Origin of the sequence: Acinetobacter sp. YH12140 (assembly GCF_013418475.1) — a bacterium.
Lineage (GTDB): Bacteria > Pseudomonadota > Gammaproteobacteria > Pseudomonadales > Moraxellaceae > Acinetobacter > Acinetobacter amyesii.
Map to the genome: position 1 here is coordinate 167,543 of NZ_VPBZ01000007.1, position 17,242 is coordinate 184,784.

Sequence of the window (17,242 nt, forward strand, 5' to 3'; positions counted from 1 at the left end):
ATTAGCTCTTATTAAAACTTACTTGTTATGAAAAAGCTATCTTGTTCAGGCCTTGTTCATCCATTTTTTTTGGCCATTATTATTGTTTTGGTCGCAATTCCAATGGGTTTCTATGGCATGTATCTCTATATTGCCCCGTCTTTGCCTGAAATGTCCATCTTAAAAAAGGCTCCATTATTAAAACCATTGCAAGTTTATAGTGCTGATAATGAGCTGATTGCAGAATATGGTGGCAAACTTTCGGTTCCTGTAGAGTACGACCAAATCCCGTCTCATTTCATTCATGGCTTTTTAGCTGCGGAAGATTCTTCGTTCTTTGAACACAGCGGAATTAGTTTCAAAGGATTGGGGCGTGCCGTCAGTGAAAGTATTACGGGCTCAGATGTGCAAACGGGTGGTTCAACCATTACCATGCAGGTTGCAAAAAACTATTATCTGACTCCAGAGCGTACTTTAAAACGTAAACTAACCGAAGTTTTCCTTGCTCGAAAAATTGAACAAAATCTAAGTAAGGAAGAAATTTTAACGCTGTATGTTAACAAAATCTTTTTGGGCAAAAATGCATACGGGATCGCAGCAGCAGCAAAAATTTATTATAACAAGAGCTTGCAAGATTTGAGCTTGGCTCAAATGGCAATGATTTCAGGCTTACCCAAAGCACCATCAAAATATAATCCTGTAGCCAATCCAAAACGTGCTTTAGAGCGTCGTAATTGGATTTTAGGACGTATGTTGCAATTGGGTTATATCAATCAATCGGAATATCAAAAAGCAATTGCTGAACCGATTAATCTCGATATGCTTGACCGCGGAGTCAGCAACAAATTCCCCTATGTCGGGGAAATGGTTCGCTCTGAGCTTGTAGAAAAGTTTGGCGAACAAGCGACAGATTCTGGCTATAAAGTCTATACCACCATCAACAGCCAACGCCAAGCCTATGCTGAGCAAGCTGTGCAAGATGGTCTTGAAGCTTACGATAGACGACATGGTTGGCGTGGTGCAGAAGCACATGATGAGCCATTAAAAAACTTTATCCCATATGCTAACACTTATCCTGCCGAAGTCACTAAAGTCAACAACACCAGTATCGAAGTGTTGATGCAAGACGGCAGTAGTGTGACTGTTCCATGGTCAGGTCTGTCTTGGGCACGTCCCTATCGCAATGCCAATAGTGTAGGCAATGCGCCAAGCAAAGCCTCACAAATTGTTAAAGTAAAAGATATTATTCGCCTACGTCCGAATGCTGATAAAAGCTCATGGGCTTTGGTGCAAATTCCAAAAGCGCAAGGTCAATTAATCGCACTCAACCCCAATAATGGTGGCATTGAAGCCATTGTCGGTGGTTATAATTTTTATCAATCTAAATTTAACCGTGCTCTACAAGGCTGGCGTCAGCCGGGTTCAACCATTAAACCCTTTGTTTATGCTTTAGCACTTGAACGCGGTATGACTCCATACTCCATGGTCAATGACAATCCAATTACGATTGGCAAGTGGACGCCTAAAAATTCTGACGGTCGGTATTTAGGGATGATTCCTCTACGCCGTGCCCTATATTTATCACGTAACACGGTCTCTGTTCGCTTATTACAAGTCGTCGGAATTGAACGTACTCGCCAATTATTTATGGATTTTGGCTTACAAGAAAACCAAATTCCACGTAACTACACCATTGCTTTAGGTACCCCACAGGTGTTGCCGATTCAAATGGCGACAGGTTATGCGACTTTTGCCAACGGTGGATATCGTATTCAACCGCACTTTATTAGTCGTATTGAAGATGCTTATGGCAAAGTGATCTATCAAGCCAATCCTGAATATGCATGTATTCAATGTATCAATCAAAAGGACGAAGTTGAATCTGCAGATCCGACCACGCCGGATGATGAAGTGATTGAAGTCACTAATCAGGATAATAAACCTGCTGAATCGAAAATTTCAGATACTGAAGCAGCAAACTATAAACAAGCTCAGCGAATTTTGAAGTCAAGTTCGGCCTTTGATATGGCGAACATCTTGCGTGACGTGATCCAACACGGTACAGGTCGTGCGGCATTAAAAATTGGTCGCGGTGATTTAGGTGGTAAAACCGGTACAACCAATGATGCAAAAGACGCGTGGTTTGCTGGATTTAATGGAAAATTAGTCACTGTGGCTTGGGTCGGTTTTGACCAACCCTCTACCTTAGGTCGTCGTGAATATGGTGGTGTTGCAGCTCTGCCGATTTGGTCAGATTTTATGGCGAAATCACTTAAAGGCACACCTGAAGCTTGGGTGCGTTTAGACACTCATGCCAAAAATCCAATCAATCGCAATTCAGCTAAAGCGACTCAAGGTCAACCTGAACAAGATCGTGCAGCAACGCCGCCGATGGCTCAACCGCTGTATCGTCCTGCTCCTGTTGTACCAAAACCACAGGCTACGCAAAATGATTTTGAAGATCTTCCAGGGGCTGCTGAAACCAATCTTGCACCTACTCGGACTGCGCCACCACCAATGCAGCCTAAACCACAAGGTACAGAGCATAAAACTGACGCACTTGATCATCTCATCGATCAAGTTCAGTAAATAAGCTGCATAAAAAAAGCCCTCAAACGAGGGCTTTTTTTATCACTTCCAATGCATTATTTCTTTTTAAAGAGATAAATTTGATACTGCGCTTGCAACTCAAATTGTTCATTTTTTTCTAGAGCTTCTCGACGCTCAGCTTTCACTTTATAGGCATAAGGCGTCATTGCAATTAAGTTTTTGAGATCCTGCTGAGAAAGTGACATTTTCGCTTGTACCACTTGCTCACTTTCCAATTCAAAATCATTCGCCAGTTGTTCCACAAATTTATGCGGTTCATGTAGTTTTACTTCTTCAAACAGGGCTTCACGCATTGCATAAAGATGCTCTGGCGCAGGTGTAACCACCATCAAGTGCCCCTCAGGCTTTAACACACGAAGGATTTCTTCTTGAGGAATAGGACTAAATAAACTCGTACACAAGTCAATCGAATGATCTAATACAGGTAAGGTTGCCCCTGTCCCAACCACCCAAGTCACCTCTTTATTCAGTTTAGCGGCCACTTGTACTGCATTTTTAGCGATATCGACACCCACACACTGTAATACTTCAGCTTGCATCGCATTGGTGTAATAGCCTTCACCACAGCCAATATCCAATAAGTTTTCAACACGTAACTTTTGAATCAAAGCCACTACTGTCTGTTGCAAAGGTGCATAGTGACCTGCACTTAAAAATGCTCGACGCGCCTGTACAGATTCAGGCGTATCACCCGGGTTTTTACTGTGTTTATGTTGAACCACATGTAAATTGACATAGCCTTGTTTTGCAACATCATAGCTATGATTATTTTCACAGCGCCATGTCCGCTCTGTGAGTTTCAATGCTTCACGGCATACAGGACACATCAACAGGTTCATCATTTACTCCACTATATTTTTGAAATAAAAAAACCGGCATCTGTGGGAGCAAATGCCGGTTTCGTTTATTTATTTGCTTAACGTAATTTTAAAGTCATTAGACCCAAAACTACCAGCATAATTGTGATAATCCAAAAACGAATCACCACCTGAGTTTCACGCCATCCCTTTTTCTCATAGTGATGGTGCAGCGGTGCCATTAAGAATACACGCTTGTTCCGCATACGCAGTGAGCCAATTTGCAAGAAAACAGAAATAGCTTCAACCACAAAGACACCGCCCATAATGGCAAAAACGATTTCTTGACGAACCATGACTGCGATCGTACCGAGCATCGCACCTAGAGATAAGGCACCGACATCACCCATAAACACTTGAGCAGGATGCGCATTAAACCATAAGAATGCCAAACCAGCACCGATCATTGCCGCACAGATCACGACAAGTTCAGATGCGTATTTCACATAAGGGATATGTAAATAATCGGCAAAACGAACATCACCAGCCAGATAAGCAAATACACCTAAACCTGCGGCAACCAAAACGATCGGCATAATCGCCAGACCATCTAAACCATCGGTTAAGTTCACCGCATTAGATGCACCGTTAATCACCAAATAAGTAAAGACAATAAAGCCAATACCGAGTGGAATAATAGACAACGGAATGCTAATTTCTTTAAAGAATGGAATCAGCAGATCCAACATATTTGAGGTATGTACTGGGTTTGCTTGCTGTGTCGCAATCACATAGAGCGCAATACCGGCGCCTAACGATGCCACAGAAGTCCAAAAGAATTTCTTCTTCGCAGGTAGACCGGCATTATCTTTATAACGGATTTTAATCCAGTCATCTGCCCAACCCACAGCACCAAAGATCACCATCACGACAAGTACAATCCATACATAAGGGTTTGAAAGATCGGCCCAAAGTAAGGTTGAAATCCCAATAGACAGTAAAATCAACACACCGCCCATAGTCGGTGTGCCCATTTTTTTGGCATGATTTTCAGGTGCAAATGAACTGACTGCCTGACCATATTTGAGAGCTTGCAATTTGCGGATCATCACAGGTCCAAGCAACAGACCAATGGCCAATGCCGTTAAGACACTGAGTAGTGAACGAAGCGTTAAATAACGAACAACCTGAAACGAGCTGTGATAACCCGCAAGCTGCTCAAATAACCATAACAGCATTAAAGTTTCTCCATCAATTCAGCCATCAAAGTTTCCATGTGGGTATAACGAGAACCTTTAAACAGGAAACTCATGGACTGAGGCTGATGTGTTTTAACTAGACTAATTAATAACGGTAAAGCCTGTTCTTGAGTAAGAAAGGCCTGTAATTTTTTACCATATTGTGTACTGCGCGCGCCTTCTTGCACAGCAGGTGAAAACTCACCGACAGCAACGACAAATTGAAGACCAGAGTGTGATACAAGATCACGTCCCAACATGTAGTGCTGCTGTGCAGCAGATGAACCTAACTCCCCAATATCCCCAATGACCATGACTTTGATGCCATCTTGCTGCGCAAGTACATCAGCAGCAGCACGCATTGAGGTTGGATTTGCATTGTAAGTATCATCAATAAACAAATAATCTTTATGTTGAATAAAGTTTAGACGGCCTTTGGCACCTGTCGCATGTTCAAGCCCCACAACGATATCATCTAAACTCACACCAATCGACAACGCGAAAGCTGCGGCTGCAGTGGCATTTTGCACATTATGTTCACCCGCAAATGGCAGTTGAACAGGACGTGCACCTTGTGGCGTATTTAAGATAAAACGTGAAGATTGAGCCTGAAGCTCCGTCTCAGTCGCAAAGACATCCCCGCCCTGACCAAAACTCATTACTTGCTCAGTTTGCACCGCTTGACGAATGGCATCTGTAAAATCATCTGCCGCAGGCACAATCGAAGTTCCTGTTTTCGCTATATGTGCATAAATTTCAGACTTGGCACGACAAATGCCATCACGCCCACCAAATTCACCCATATGAGCAGTACCAATATTTAAAATGCCGGCAACCTGAGGCTGTACCAAATTTGAGGTGTAATCAATTTCACCCTTATGACTGGCACCAAGCTCCATCACGGCATACTGATGTTCTGGACGCAACTCAAGTAACATCATCGGTACGCCAAGGTCATTATTTAAATTACCGCGCGTAATTAACGTTGGTGCAAGACGAGAAAGGATACTCCCGAGCATCTCTTTGGTCGTAGTTTTACCACTGCTTCCTGTCAAGGCAATCACTTTTAAGGCTGGGTTTTGGGCACGACGAAATGCACCCAAATGTCCAAGCGCCAAACGTGTATCTGCAACCACCAACTGACAAATATCCACATCGACCGGATGACTGACAATGGCAATTTCACAACCCTTTTCAGCCACTTGGGCAAGGAAATCATGCGCATCAAAGCGTTCACCTTTCAGGGCAAGAAAAGCATCGCCTTGCTCTGCATGACGTGAATCGGTCAAAATTCGTTTTACAGAACCTGTCGGCGCTTGATTGTTATGCCAGTGACCTTGTGTCGCTTGAACCAACTGTTCTGCAGTCCAAGGTTCTAACGGAACCGTACTGGTCGTTGAAGTATGCATATCTGTTTCCTATTGCGCTGGATAAGCCGAGTCAGTGTTGTGATGCTGTGAATCAATCGCTGATTTCACTTCCACCACATCATCAAACCAATGTCGAACTCCATCAATTTCTTGATAGTTTTCATGGCCTTTACCAGCAATCACCACAATATCACCCGCTTGCGCATGGTTGACTGCGAATTTAATCGCTTCACGGCGGTCATGGATTTCATGGACAGTTTTTCCAGTGAAATCAATACCAGCCTTCATATCTGCAAAAATTTGTTCTGGGTTTTCAGTACGCGGATTATCTGAGGTAATCAACGCAATATCTGCATGGTTTAATGCCGCTTGTGTCATCAATGGACGCTTACCACGGTCACGATCACCACCACAACCAAACACCGCCCATAGCTGTTGCGATACATGACGTTTTAAGGTCTGTAACACTTGAATCAAGGCATCTGGTGTATGTGCATAATCCACCACAAACAAGCGTTCATCATCACGGATCACTTGCATACGACCCGGTGCACCTTTTAACTCGGGCGCAGTTGCGATCAAGGCAGATAATTCAAAACCCGCTTGCTCCGCTGAAATTAAGCTCGCCACAATATTTTCAATATTGAAGTGTCCCAATAATGGACTTTGCACCACAAATTCAGCTTGAGCAGTACGCAATTTAAATTGTGCGCCCGTTAAGCTGTATTGAATATCCGTCACTTGATAATCCGCAGCCTGACGCGTTGAATAAGTCAAAATTTTAGGCTGAGCCGGGTTTTGGCGTGCGGCATTCAGCATCACTTCTGCATGTTCATCATCGAGATTGATGACTGCAACTTTGAGCGATGGAAACTGAAACAAACGTGATTTCGCTTCAGCATAGGCTTCAAGGGTTTTATGATAATCCAAATGGTCACGACTTAAATTGCTATAAGCGGCAATTTCAATTGCACAGCCATTTAATCGACCTTGCTCTAAGCCATGCGAACTTGCCTCAATGGCAGCAAACTCTGCACCTTCAAGTGCATAGGTATGCAACGCATTTTGCATATGTAACGCATCTAAAGTGGTGTGAGAAGAGGCTTCTAAATTCGGTAAAATTCCGTTACCAGTGGTTCCCATCACTGCACATTTTTTGCCTTGCAGCATGAGTAATTCAGCGATTAAACGAGAGATCGTGGTTTTACCATTGGTACCCGTCACTGCCAAAATTCGTGCAGCTTGAGCTGGTTGAGTCGCCTGTAAATATTGCTTTTGCCACTGCCCCATCAATTGACGCACATCCGCGATCACGACACTTTGATCCAAGCCCAAATCAGTTTCTGAAATGACAGCCAACGCGCCATTCTCTAACGCTGCACGTGCAAATTGTGCTGTTTTTTCAGGTTGCGAAAACGAAGTCAGGGCAATAAATATTTGCCCTGCTGTAACTTTGCGACTATCCAGATTGAAGCCCTGAAAGGATTGCGACATCCATTCAGCGGGCTGTTCAACGGTGTATAGATCTTGAAACGTAATTTTCATTCATCACCTATTACTGGATCTTAGGAGTGTCTAAAGGTTTATCTAAAGGTACGTTCATTAAACGTAAAGATTCTTGCATTACACGAGCAAAAACGGGTGCAGCCACCAGGCCACCGTAATACTGACCAGTTGGGTTTTCCACCACAACAATCATGGCCAAACGTGGATCACTCACTGGTGCGACACCAGCAAAGAGTGCACGATATTCTGAAGTCGAATAACCTTTACGGTCTGCACGTAATTTATGTGCTGTACCAGTTTTACCTGCCACGCGATAACCCGGAATATTGGCTTGACGTGCCGTACCACCCGGTAAGGTCACCGCTTCCATCATTAAAAGCACTTGATCAGCAATTTTAGGGTCAACCATCTGCTCACCTTTCGGCTTTTCCTCAAGCTTGTACAAGCTCAGTGGCATTTTGACGCCCTTATTGGCAATCATGGCATATGCATCAGCCAGTTGGAGCACTGTAGCGTTCAAACCATAACCATAAGCCATAGTCGCTACTTCTGACACATTCCATTTACTCTTCGGCAAAATCAGACCAGCACTTTCGCCAGGGAATTTCACCGCTGAACGTTGACCAAAGCCAAGACGTTGATAGAAGGTCGGTAATGTTTCATAAGGGAGAGATAAAGCGATTTTTGCCACACCGACGTTAGACGATTTTTGAATAATGCCGCCCAAAGTCAGAGGACCATAGTTATGCGTGTCTCGAATAGTATGATTGCCAACGCGCATAGAACCCGGTGTAGTATTTACCACCGTATTTGCCGTGTATTTACCGCTTTCCAACGCCATTGCCACGGTCATTGGCTTCATAGTTGAACCCGGCTCAAAAGAGTCAATCGCTCCACGGTTACGCATGGCATCTTTATTTAAGACACCTTTTTTATCATTCGGGTTGTACGACGGCCAAGACGTCATCGCTAAAATTTCACCCGTTTTGACATCGACAGCAATCGCTGTGGCAGAACGTGCGTTATTGGCTACGCCGGCTGCAGTCAACTCACGATACATAATGTATTGCAAACGTGAATCAATACTCAGCGTGATATTTTCACCCGACTCAACTTCTTTCACGATCTCAGGGTCTTTAACGCGGTTGCCTTTTTTATCTCGGACAATTTGCTGCGCACCATCTACGCCTGCAAGACGTTCATTCAATTGCATCTCTAAACCTTCGATGCCCATACCCTCACTATTGGTTAAACCAATAATTTGTGAGTTTGGCTGAGGCTGTGGATAGTAGCGCTTATAGTTTTTCTCGGTATATACCCCCTGAAAGTCACGTTTCATGATCAATTCAGCTTGTTGTGGTGGTACTTCTTTCTTTAAAACTAAATAACGTGAACGTGGACGCTCATTCATTTTGCGTCTCAGTTCAGCACGATCCATCCCTACAGCATCAGCGAGTTCATCTAAATTCAGATTTTTATCTGGTAATTGACGTTTTAACTTACGGTTATTTGGATCTTTAGCCAATTCCGCCGTAATTTCTTCAAAGAGTTTTTTATTGTCAAAATAATCACGTGGATCAATCACGATTTTCATGATCGGAGTACTAATGGCTAAAGGAACGCCGTGACGGTCATAGATTACACCGCGCATGGCTTTTAAGGTTTCAGTTCTTAAAATTTTGGCATTGGCTTTATTTTGTAAAAAGTCTTTATTGATGATTTGTACATAAAAAGCCCGCCCGACCAATGCAATAAAGCACAGTAAAACCACCGCCCACATCAAGTGATAGCGCCACATCTCCACCGAAATGGCTGTACGACCAGTAACAGACTGCTGTTTTTTACGCGGAGTTTGTTTGTTTCTCTTTTCAACCATGTGACCGGCAGCCTATTTTTTCTGTTCTGGAGTTTGTGGCAATGAAATAACAACGGTTTGTGCAATAGGAGGCGAATACATCCGTAATTGGGTAACTGCACGTGTCCCAATTTGGGCTGTTGCACCAAAAGTTTGTTGTTCGATCAGCAAACGTCCCCATTCTGCGTTGAGGTCATCCCTTTCACGCATATAGGTACTCAATTGACGATAATCTTGGCGATATTCAAAGACTTGAAACACCACCATAATCGCACTCACAAAAACCAAGAGCAATAAAATGCCGTATGTAATGATTTTCTTTGACTGCGATTGATCAGAGTTTTTTTCGATTGCTTCGGTTTTCATTCTTTGCCTTTTAAGCTAAACGCTCTGCCACACGAAGCCAAGCACTACGAGATCGTGGATTGGCTTTAACTTCTTCTTCACTTGCTTTAATTCGTGACACTTTTTTTAAGCGGCGGGTATCTTCGCGTTTTTGTGGCAACCCCCAGCCTGTGTCTTCTGCAAGTGTAGATTCTTTTTGAATAAATTGTTTAATTAAACGATCCTCTAAAGAGTGGAAACTGATCACTGCAAGAGTGCCCTCAGGTTTCAGCATATCCACCGCTTGAGGTAAGAAGATATCAATATCGTCGAGTTCTTTGTTAATAGCAATACGAATTGCTTGGAAAGTTCGTGTCGCTGCATGTTTATTTTTTTCCCATTTCGGGTGGGCAACTTTCACAATTTCGGCCAATTGAGCTGTGGTTTCAATATACCCTGCCGCTTTAATTGCTTTAGCAATGCGGCGGCTATAACGCTCTTCACCATATTTAAAAATAATATTGGCCAAATCTTCTTCTTCAATATTAACCAACCACTCTGCGGCTGTTGGACCTTGTGAATTGTCCATACGCATATCGAGTGGGCCATCTTTCATAAAGCTAAAGCCACGCTCTGCTTGGTCTAGCTGCGGAGATGACACCCCTAAATCCGCCATAATACCGTCGACCAAATCGATACCACGACTACGCAGTTCCTCTTTTAAATCGGCAAAACTGGCGTGAATAATTTTAAAACGCGCATCTTCTTGTTCTAATTCTGCTGCAACGGCCAATGCTTGCGGGTCTTTATCAAAGGCATAAACACGTGCATTTTCATCTAATTTAGACAGTAATAAACGCGTATGACCGCCACGCCCAAATGTGCCATCTACGAAAATTCCTGTATTGCGATCTGCCAGTAAAGCATCAACAGTTTCATGAAGTAATACAGAAATATGCGACATAAGGGTTCATTCAACACAGCTAAAAATGTAACTGCACATTATTACCTTGTTTTAGCAAAGCTCCAAACGTCTTTTTGTACAGAAATATTACTTTCTATAGAGAAAACCGTTTTTATTTTTTGCCATCCATTAAAAAACCTCCCGAAGGAGGTCTTTGAATATCTCAAATCCTAGATTTCGATGTATTAGCGCTTGTTATTATAGATCTGATCGAAGATCGCACCATTCACAAAATGTGTTTGTTGTGCTTTTGCCCAGCCACCAAAGACTTCATCAATAGTAAAAGTTTTTAAAGGTGGGAATTGAGTTTTATATTTTGCTAAAACTGCTGCATTACGTGGACGATAGAAATGACGAGCAGCCATCTCTTGACCTAATGGAGAATAAAGATAATTGATATAGCCTTGAGCTAACCATTTATTACCATTCTTATCGACAGTTTTGTCTACGATTGCCACTGAAGGCTCAGTCAAAATCGACATCGATGGATATACGATATCAAATTTGTTTTTACCCAAAGTTTTTTGAGTAACTAAAGCTTCGTTTTCCCAAGTCAATAACACATCACCAATACCACGTTCTGCAAATGTAGTCATCGATGCACGTGCCGCAGAGTCCATCACTTTTACGTTATGGTACATTTTACCCACGAAATCTTTGGCTTTCGCTTCATTACCACCCGGCTGTTTCAAAGCATAACCCCAAGCTGACAAGTAAACCCAACGTGGGAGACCGCCTGTTTTCGGGTTCGGGGTAATAATTTGTACGCCCGGTTTGGTTAAATCAGACCAATCTTTAATATGTTTCGGGTTGCCCTTACGCACCATGAAGACAATCGTTGACGTATATGGCGCTGAGTTATGTGGAAACTCTTTTTGCCAGCCCGGCTGAATCTGTCCAGACTTCACAATTTCTTCGATGTCATTGGCCAAAGCCAAAGTCACGACATCACCTTTTAAACCGTCAACCACAGAACGGGCTTGTTTACCTGAACCACCATGTGATTGTTTAAATGCAACCGTTTTACCCGTACGCTCTTTCCAATATGCGCCAAATGACTTATTAAATTCGTCATAAAATTCACGCGTTGCATCATAAGAAACGTTTAAAAATTCACGATCAGCGGCCTGAGCAGACGCTGAGAAAGCAACACCAGTGGCAAGCAACGCAGCACTGAGCCACGCCTTAAATTGAGTTTTCATAACAGCCAGCATAAAGTTATATTCAATACTGCTAAATATATGAAATAAAGTCATAAATCGCAATTGCAGCAAGTTTAGACGTCTTGCTGGATACAGCTAACGTAGCGAATTTAATTGTTTGTTTTTCATATTAAAATACACAAAAACAATCTACTTATTCCCTATATATAGATTTTTATGCATTACATATGCAAAAAAACGGATAACCCCAATTATCCGTTTTTACACCAATCAACTTTATTTGCAGACTTACTCTTTATTCTTTTCACTATAGATTTGATCAAAAATCGCACCATTCACAAAATGTGTCTTTTGCGCTTTTGCCCAACCGCCAAACACTTTATCAATGGTAAAGGTTTGAACTTTCGGGAATTGAACAGCGTATTTTGCTGTGGCTTTTGCATCGCGAGGGCGGAAGAAATATTTACCTGCCAGCTCTTGGCCCTTAGGTGAATATAGATAGTTTAAATAACCCTTCGCCAAATTTCGATTACCATTTTTGTCGACGGTTTTATCTACTACAGCCACCGAAGGTTCAGCTAAAATCGAAATAGAAGGATAAACAATGTCATATTTATCTTTGCCTAGGCCCTGAGTCGCTAATAGTGCCTCATTTTCCCAAGATAGTAAGACATCTCCAATGCCACGCTCAGCAAAGGTCGTGAGCGAACCACGTGCACCAGAATCCAAAACTTTGACATTGCTATAGAGTTTTTTCACCAATTCTTTGGCTTTGGCATCATTGCCACCCGGTTGTTTTAAAGCATATCCCCAAGCTGATAAATAGATCCAACGCGGTGCCCCACCTGTTTTTGGATTTGGCGTAATAATTTCAACGCCCGGTTTGGTCAGGTCATTCCAATCTTTAATTTTTTTCGGGTTGCCCTTACGCACCAAAAATACGATGGTTGAGGTATACGGAGCAGAATTATGTGGAAATTGTTTTTGCCAGTTCTTATTGATTTGTCCGGTCGCCACAATTTCATCAATATCGTTGGCCAATGCCAAAGTGACAACGTCTGCTTGTAAACCCGTTGCTACGGCACGAGCTTGTTTGCCAGAGCCACCGTGAGATTGTTTAAAATTAATCTCTTGTCCTGTACGTTTTTTCCAATATTGTCCAAATTCTTGGTTATATTCCTGATAAAACTCACGTGTTGGATCATATGAGACATTTAAGAAATCTTTTGCGGCATACACCTGTACCGCCACCCCACCCAACAATGCGAAAATGCCCGATGCTATTATTTTTTTCATCTGCTCAAACTCAAATTGATCTTGAGAGCACTATATAAATCAAAAATAACTTTAACAATCAGCTATCTATAATATTAATTCAAATCTATTTCTGTTTTAAAGATATCTAAAAATAACGTATTTAAAGCTTTAATTCTGCTAATGCAGCAACAATCAGAAGCGATCTCCATGCTATCTTCATAGTTGTTTGCTAAAACATCCGAAAATCTGGAGAAAACAGTCTATTTAGGTAATCCCAGTACAGACTTTTTTAGTTTTTTTGTAAAAATTGTGACGTAGTTCTACTTTTTAATTACGAAAGATGGTTAAATCGTAGTCTAAATATTAAAACTATTTTGCAAATAAAAAGTTCCATCACCAAAACTAGGGGGAGATTTGGACATGAAATTTTCATACGCGCTATGCCTAGGCTTAAGTTTAAGCGTGACTGCACAGACTGGATTTTGTGCTGCAACCAGCACCGCATCGAATAACAAACTTACGATGCCTGCTGAACGTACCTCATTGATCGAAAAAGCGATTAATCAGCAAAAATCTGAAGGTAAAGGCCGTACAGACGATAATTTAAAAGTACTTACGTCTATTAAAGCTGCACCGACTCAAAGTTTCTTTGCATCACAAAACCAAAGTTTTTCTCGTTTTGTTCAAGCCATTTTTTCTGGTAGCAACTCATAACGACATCAGCATACTCATGTTATCCAAGATATTGTTTTAGACGAGTTCCCCTACTGTCGTCTAAAAAATACTAAAAAACGCCTGATCATTCAATGTTGAATTAAGCATTAAGTGATCAGGCTTTTTCGTTATAATAGATCCCAATTTACATTCTGATTAAAAGCTGATTATGACTGTTCGTACTCGTATCGCACCTTCTCCTACTGGTTTCCCGCATGTTGGGACTGCTTATATTGCATTATTTAACTTATGTTTTGCGAAGCAACATGGCGGTGAATTTATTCTTCGCATTGAAGATACAGACCAACTGCGCTCTACGCCAGAATCTGAAAAAATGATTTTAGATTCATTGCGTTGGTTAGGTTTGAACTGGTCAGAAGGTCCAGATGTGGGTGGTCCTCATGCACCATACCGCCAATCTAAACGTATGGACATTTATAAACAATATGCTTTGGAACTGGTTGAAAAAGGCCATGCATTCTACTGCTTTGCAACAGCAGAAGAACTCGATCAAATGCGTGCGGAACAACAAGCACGTGGTGAATCACCGCGTTATGACGGTCGTGGCTTAAAACACACTGCAGAAGAAGTGGCACAGCGTTTGGCTGCTGGTGAACCGCATGTCATTCGTATGAAAGTGCCTGAAGAAGGAATTTGTAAATTTAACGACTTACTACGTGGTGAAGTCGAAATTCCTTGGGCGCAAGTCGACATGCAGATTCTACTGAAAACCGATGGTTTACCGACGTATCACTTGGCAAACGTGGTTGATGACCATTTAATGGAAATCACTCACGTGATTCGTGGTGAAGAATGGATTCCATCTGCGCCTAAACACCAATTATTGTACAAATATTTTGGTTGGGACATGCCTGTGCTTTGCCACATGCCACTGTTACGTAACCCAGATAAATCAAAACTGTCTAAACGTAAAAACCCAACCTCAATTAACTACTACAAAGACATCGGCGTTTTACCAGAAGCATTATTGAACTATTTAGGCCGTATGGGCTGGTCAATGCCAGATGAAAGTGAAAAATTCACTTTGGCTGAGATGATTGAACACTTTGACATTCAACGTGTATCACTAGGCGGTCCGATCTTTGATGTTGAAAAGCTAAACTGGTTAAATGGTCAATGGATTAAAGGTTTAACACCGGGTCAATTGCTCGATACCCTACTGGCTTGGAAATCAGATCGTAATACCTTGGAAGAAATCGCCGCTGCGATTCAACCGCGTATTAATTTATTGTCTGAAGCAGTGAATTGGGCAGGTTTTTATTTCAACCAATTCCCAACACTCAGCAAAGAACAGTTTGAAAGCAAAAAATTGACCGAAGAACAAGTTCGTCAAAGCCTTCAATTTGCCATTTGGCGTCTAGAAAGCATGTTCACTTGGAACAATGATACGGTCAGCCAAACGCTTATGGATTTGGCGAACCAAATGGATATTAAACTTCGTGACTTCATGCCAACCTTCTTTATTGCTATTGCAGGTTCAACATCTTCGACACCGGTTATGCAATCGATGGTAACCATTGGTCCTGATTTAACCTTTGCTCGCTTACGTCATGCGCTTGAAATTGTGGGCGGTCCGAGTAAAAAAGAAACAAAAGCATGGGAAAAACTCAATGAAAGCCTAAAACTGCCGAAAAATGATGCAGTTGATGAAGCTTAATTGATTTTTTAGTTGACGGATGGGCGTTATCCCCCTAATATAGCGCCCATACCGAGAGATGGTGTCAACCAACTCTAAGTTGCCTCAAATTGTCCCTATCGTCTAGAGGCCTAGGACATCGCCCTTTCACGGCGGTAACCGGGGTTCGAATCCCCGTAGGGACGCCATATTCAAGGTGATGCAAATCATCTTATAAAAAACCCAAGCATTATGACTTGGGTTTTTTATTGCCTAAATTTTATCTGATTTAAATTTACGGTATTTTTGCTTTCTGCGTCATTCTGATTAAAATAAACCATAGATTAAAATTATGGAGTTGCAATGCAATACCGTTGCCCTAAATGTCAAAGCCCTAAAATTATGCCCCTTGCGCAAGCAGGCCAGCCTGTTGCTCGTCCTGTCGTGCCTAAAAGCCTGATTATCCTCATCCCTGCGGTATTTATTCTTTTACTGTTGGTGATTATCAGCATCGCAATGTGGATTTTTGGTGACGGTGCAGGTACTACATTACAAACTGCGACTGTTGTTGTATTTATTGCTTGCTTGATTGCTGGCTTCATGTTCTATCGCGACCTGCCAGATTTCAAAATTTCAATGCAAGGTTTTATGCAATCACAGAAAAAATGGAAATGCCGCGAATGTAATCATGAATGGGAAATCTAAGCCGGCCATTTAAATTACATCAGCATTAGTGCTGATGTGATTCATCATGAGAATGCGCGTGATCATCTTGATGATGCCCATGTGCATGATCAGACTTTTGGGTATGTTGGTGTACCACACATTCATCTTCTTCGATTTGTAATGTCATCTCCGTGATTCCATGTTCATGTTGCAACATTTCAATTGCCTCAAAATACAAGGCATTACGATCGGCTTCAGGTGCAAAGAGATGAACTGTCAAATGCACATTCTTTGATGTTATTGCCCAGACCTTTAACTGGTGAATACTCTCTACCCCATTGAGTGCCAATAAATCATTGCGTAACTTTTCTATGTCAATTTCTTCAGGCACGCCTTCTAATAAAATATTGATACTTTGTTTGAGTAAAATCCAAGTCCTTGGTAAAACCCAAAAGCCAATGAGCACCGCAATTAGTGTATCGACCCACATCCAGCCCGTAAAATAAATAATCGCTGCACCAATAATTACACCAACCGAACCTAGGGCATCACTCAACACTTCTAGATACGCCCCCTTCACATTCAAGCTTTCTTGTGAACTGGAAAATAAAATACGCATCGAGATTAAGTTAATGATCAAACCAATAACGGCGACCATCATCATGCCCATACTTTGAATTTCCGGCGGCGTTGAAAAGCGCTGATAGGCCTCATACAAAATATATATTGCAACTACAAATAACATCAAGGCATTAAACAAGGCAGCCAAAATCTCAAAACGCTGATAGCCAAAGGTGCGTTTGTTGTCAGCAGGAAGCTTGCCAATTTTGATCGCGACCAATGCTATGGCAAGGGCTGCGGCATCGGTGAACATATGTGCCGCATCTGACAATAGCGCCAAACTTTGCGTCATAAATCCAGCAATGACTTCAACAATCAAAAATGTCGTGGTCAGTGTTAAGGCAAAACTTAATTTTTTGACATTCCCTTCCGTCACAACGGCATGGCTGTGGTCATGCCCATGATGCTCACTCATTATTTTCTGACCTTTATAAATTATATATTCTTCAGTCTTGAGCTTAACAGGTGCAGCAAACGTAATAAAATTACATTATTCAACCTTCAGTACTACGTTTTACCTTCAAGCTTAAAAACTGCTTTTT

The 17,242-nt window shown here is 42.0% G+C and carries 14 protein-coding genes and 1 tRNA gene; 5 read left to right on the plus strand and 10 right to left on the minus strand.

The features are described from left to right. Positions 1-27: 27 nt before the first annotated feature. On the plus strand, positions 28-2,568 hold the full coding sequence (gene ponA / locus FTU75_RS11820; RefSeq protein WP_180116025.1) for a penicillin-binding protein PBP1a: 2,541 nt from the start codon (positions 28-30) through the stop codon (positions 2,566-2,568). Positions 2,569-2,624: 56 nt separating this feature from the next. On the opposite strand, the gene FTU75_RS11825 is transcribed toward ponA, so the two are convergent. The 9 genes from FTU75_RS11825 to FTU75_RS11865 form a co-directional block, all read right to left on the minus strand. Beyond that, positions 2,625-3,428, minus strand: coding sequence for a putative RNA methyltransferase (locus tag FTU75_RS11825; protein ID WP_180106972.1), 804 nt, complete (start codon positions 3,426-3,428; stop codon positions 2,625-2,627). A gap of 77 nt (positions 3,429-3,505) precedes the next feature. Further along, positions 3,506-4,624: a phospho-N-acetylmuramoyl-pentapeptide-transferase gene (mraY, locus tag FTU75_RS11830; RefSeq protein WP_078192535.1), complete on the minus strand. Its 1,119-nt coding sequence runs from the start codon at positions 4,622-4,624 to the stop codon at positions 3,506-3,508. Further along, positions 4,624-6,033: a UDP-N-acetylmuramoyl-tripeptide--D-alanyl-D-alanine ligase gene (murF, locus tag FTU75_RS11835; RefSeq protein WP_078192536.1), complete on the minus strand. Its 1,410-nt coding sequence runs from the start codon at positions 6,031-6,033 to the stop codon at positions 4,624-4,626. Before murF ends, mraY begins: the two co-directional genes overlap by 1 nt. Before the next feature lie 9 nt (positions 6,034-6,042). Continuing rightward, positions 6,043-7,539 carry a UDP-N-acetylmuramoyl-L-alanyl-D-glutamate--2,6-diaminopimelate ligase gene (locus FTU75_RS11840; RefSeq protein ID WP_180116026.1) on the minus strand — a complete coding sequence of 499 codons (1,497 nt, stop codon included), beginning with the start codon at positions 7,537-7,539 and terminating at the stop codon, positions 6,043-6,045. Between the two features lie 10 nt (positions 7,540-7,549). Further along, entirely contained in the window at positions 7,550-9,376 is a 1,827-nt protein-coding gene (ftsI, locus tag FTU75_RS11845; RefSeq protein ID WP_168378186.1) for a penicillin-binding protein PBP3, read from the minus strand. A 12-nt stretch (positions 9,377-9,388) separates the two neighbouring features. Further along, positions 9,389-9,721 carry a cell division protein FtsL gene (gene ftsL / locus FTU75_RS11850; RefSeq protein ID WP_078189390.1) on the minus strand — a complete coding sequence of 111 codons (333 nt, stop codon included), beginning with the start codon at positions 9,719-9,721 and terminating at the stop codon, positions 9,389-9,391. A 10-nt stretch (positions 9,722-9,731) separates the two neighbouring features. Continuing rightward, a complete protein-coding gene (rsmH, locus tag FTU75_RS11855; RefSeq protein WP_180116027.1) occupies positions 9,732-10,643 on the minus strand; it encodes a 16S rRNA (cytosine(1402)-N(4))-methyltransferase RsmH in 912 nt (303 codons plus the stop codon). A gap of 185 nt (positions 10,644-10,828) precedes the next feature. After that, entirely contained in the window at positions 10,829-11,845 is a 1,017-nt protein-coding gene (locus FTU75_RS11860; protein WP_078192855.1) for a sulfate ABC transporter substrate-binding protein, read from the minus strand. 249 nt (positions 11,846-12,094) lie between these two features. Continuing rightward, a complete protein-coding gene (locus FTU75_RS11865) occupies positions 12,095-13,102 on the minus strand; it encodes a sulfate ABC transporter substrate-binding protein (protein ID WP_180026115.1) in 1,008 nt (335 codons plus the stop codon). A gap of 381 nt (positions 13,103-13,483) precedes the next feature. On the opposite strand from FTU75_RS11865, the gene FTU75_RS11870 reads away from it, so the two are divergent. The 4 genes from FTU75_RS11870 to FTU75_RS11885 all read left to right on the plus strand — a co-directional run bounded on the left by FTU75_RS11870 (position 13,484) and on the right by FTU75_RS11885 (position 16,118). Beyond that, the gene (locus FTU75_RS11870) at positions 13,484-13,777 is read left to right on the plus strand and encodes a hypothetical protein (protein ID WP_078192541.1); all 294 of its coding nucleotides are present in this window, start codon (positions 13,484-13,486) and stop codon (positions 13,775-13,777) included. A gap of 169 nt (positions 13,778-13,946) precedes the next feature. Further along, positions 13,947-15,455: a glutamate--tRNA ligase gene (gltX, locus tag FTU75_RS11875; RefSeq protein WP_180116028.1), complete on the plus strand. Its 1,509-nt coding sequence runs from the start codon at positions 13,947-13,949 to the stop codon at positions 15,453-15,455. Positions 15,456-15,546: 91 nt separating this feature from the next. Further along, positions 15,547-15,622: transfer RNA gene (locus FTU75_RS11880), tRNA-Glu, on the plus strand. 154 nt (positions 15,623-15,776) lie between these two features. After that, on the plus strand, positions 15,777-16,118 hold the full coding sequence (locus FTU75_RS11885; RefSeq protein ID WP_078189395.1) for a hypothetical protein: 342 nt from the start codon (positions 15,777-15,779) through the stop codon (positions 16,116-16,118). A gap of 25 nt (positions 16,119-16,143) precedes the next feature. Here the strand turns inward: FTU75_RS11885 and FTU75_RS11890 are convergent, their stop codons facing one another. Continuing rightward, positions 16,144-17,115: a zinc transporter gene (locus FTU75_RS11890; protein ID WP_180116029.1), complete on the minus strand. Its 972-nt coding sequence runs from the start codon at positions 17,113-17,115 to the stop codon at positions 16,144-16,146. Between the last annotated feature and the right edge of the window lie 127 nt (positions 17,116-17,242).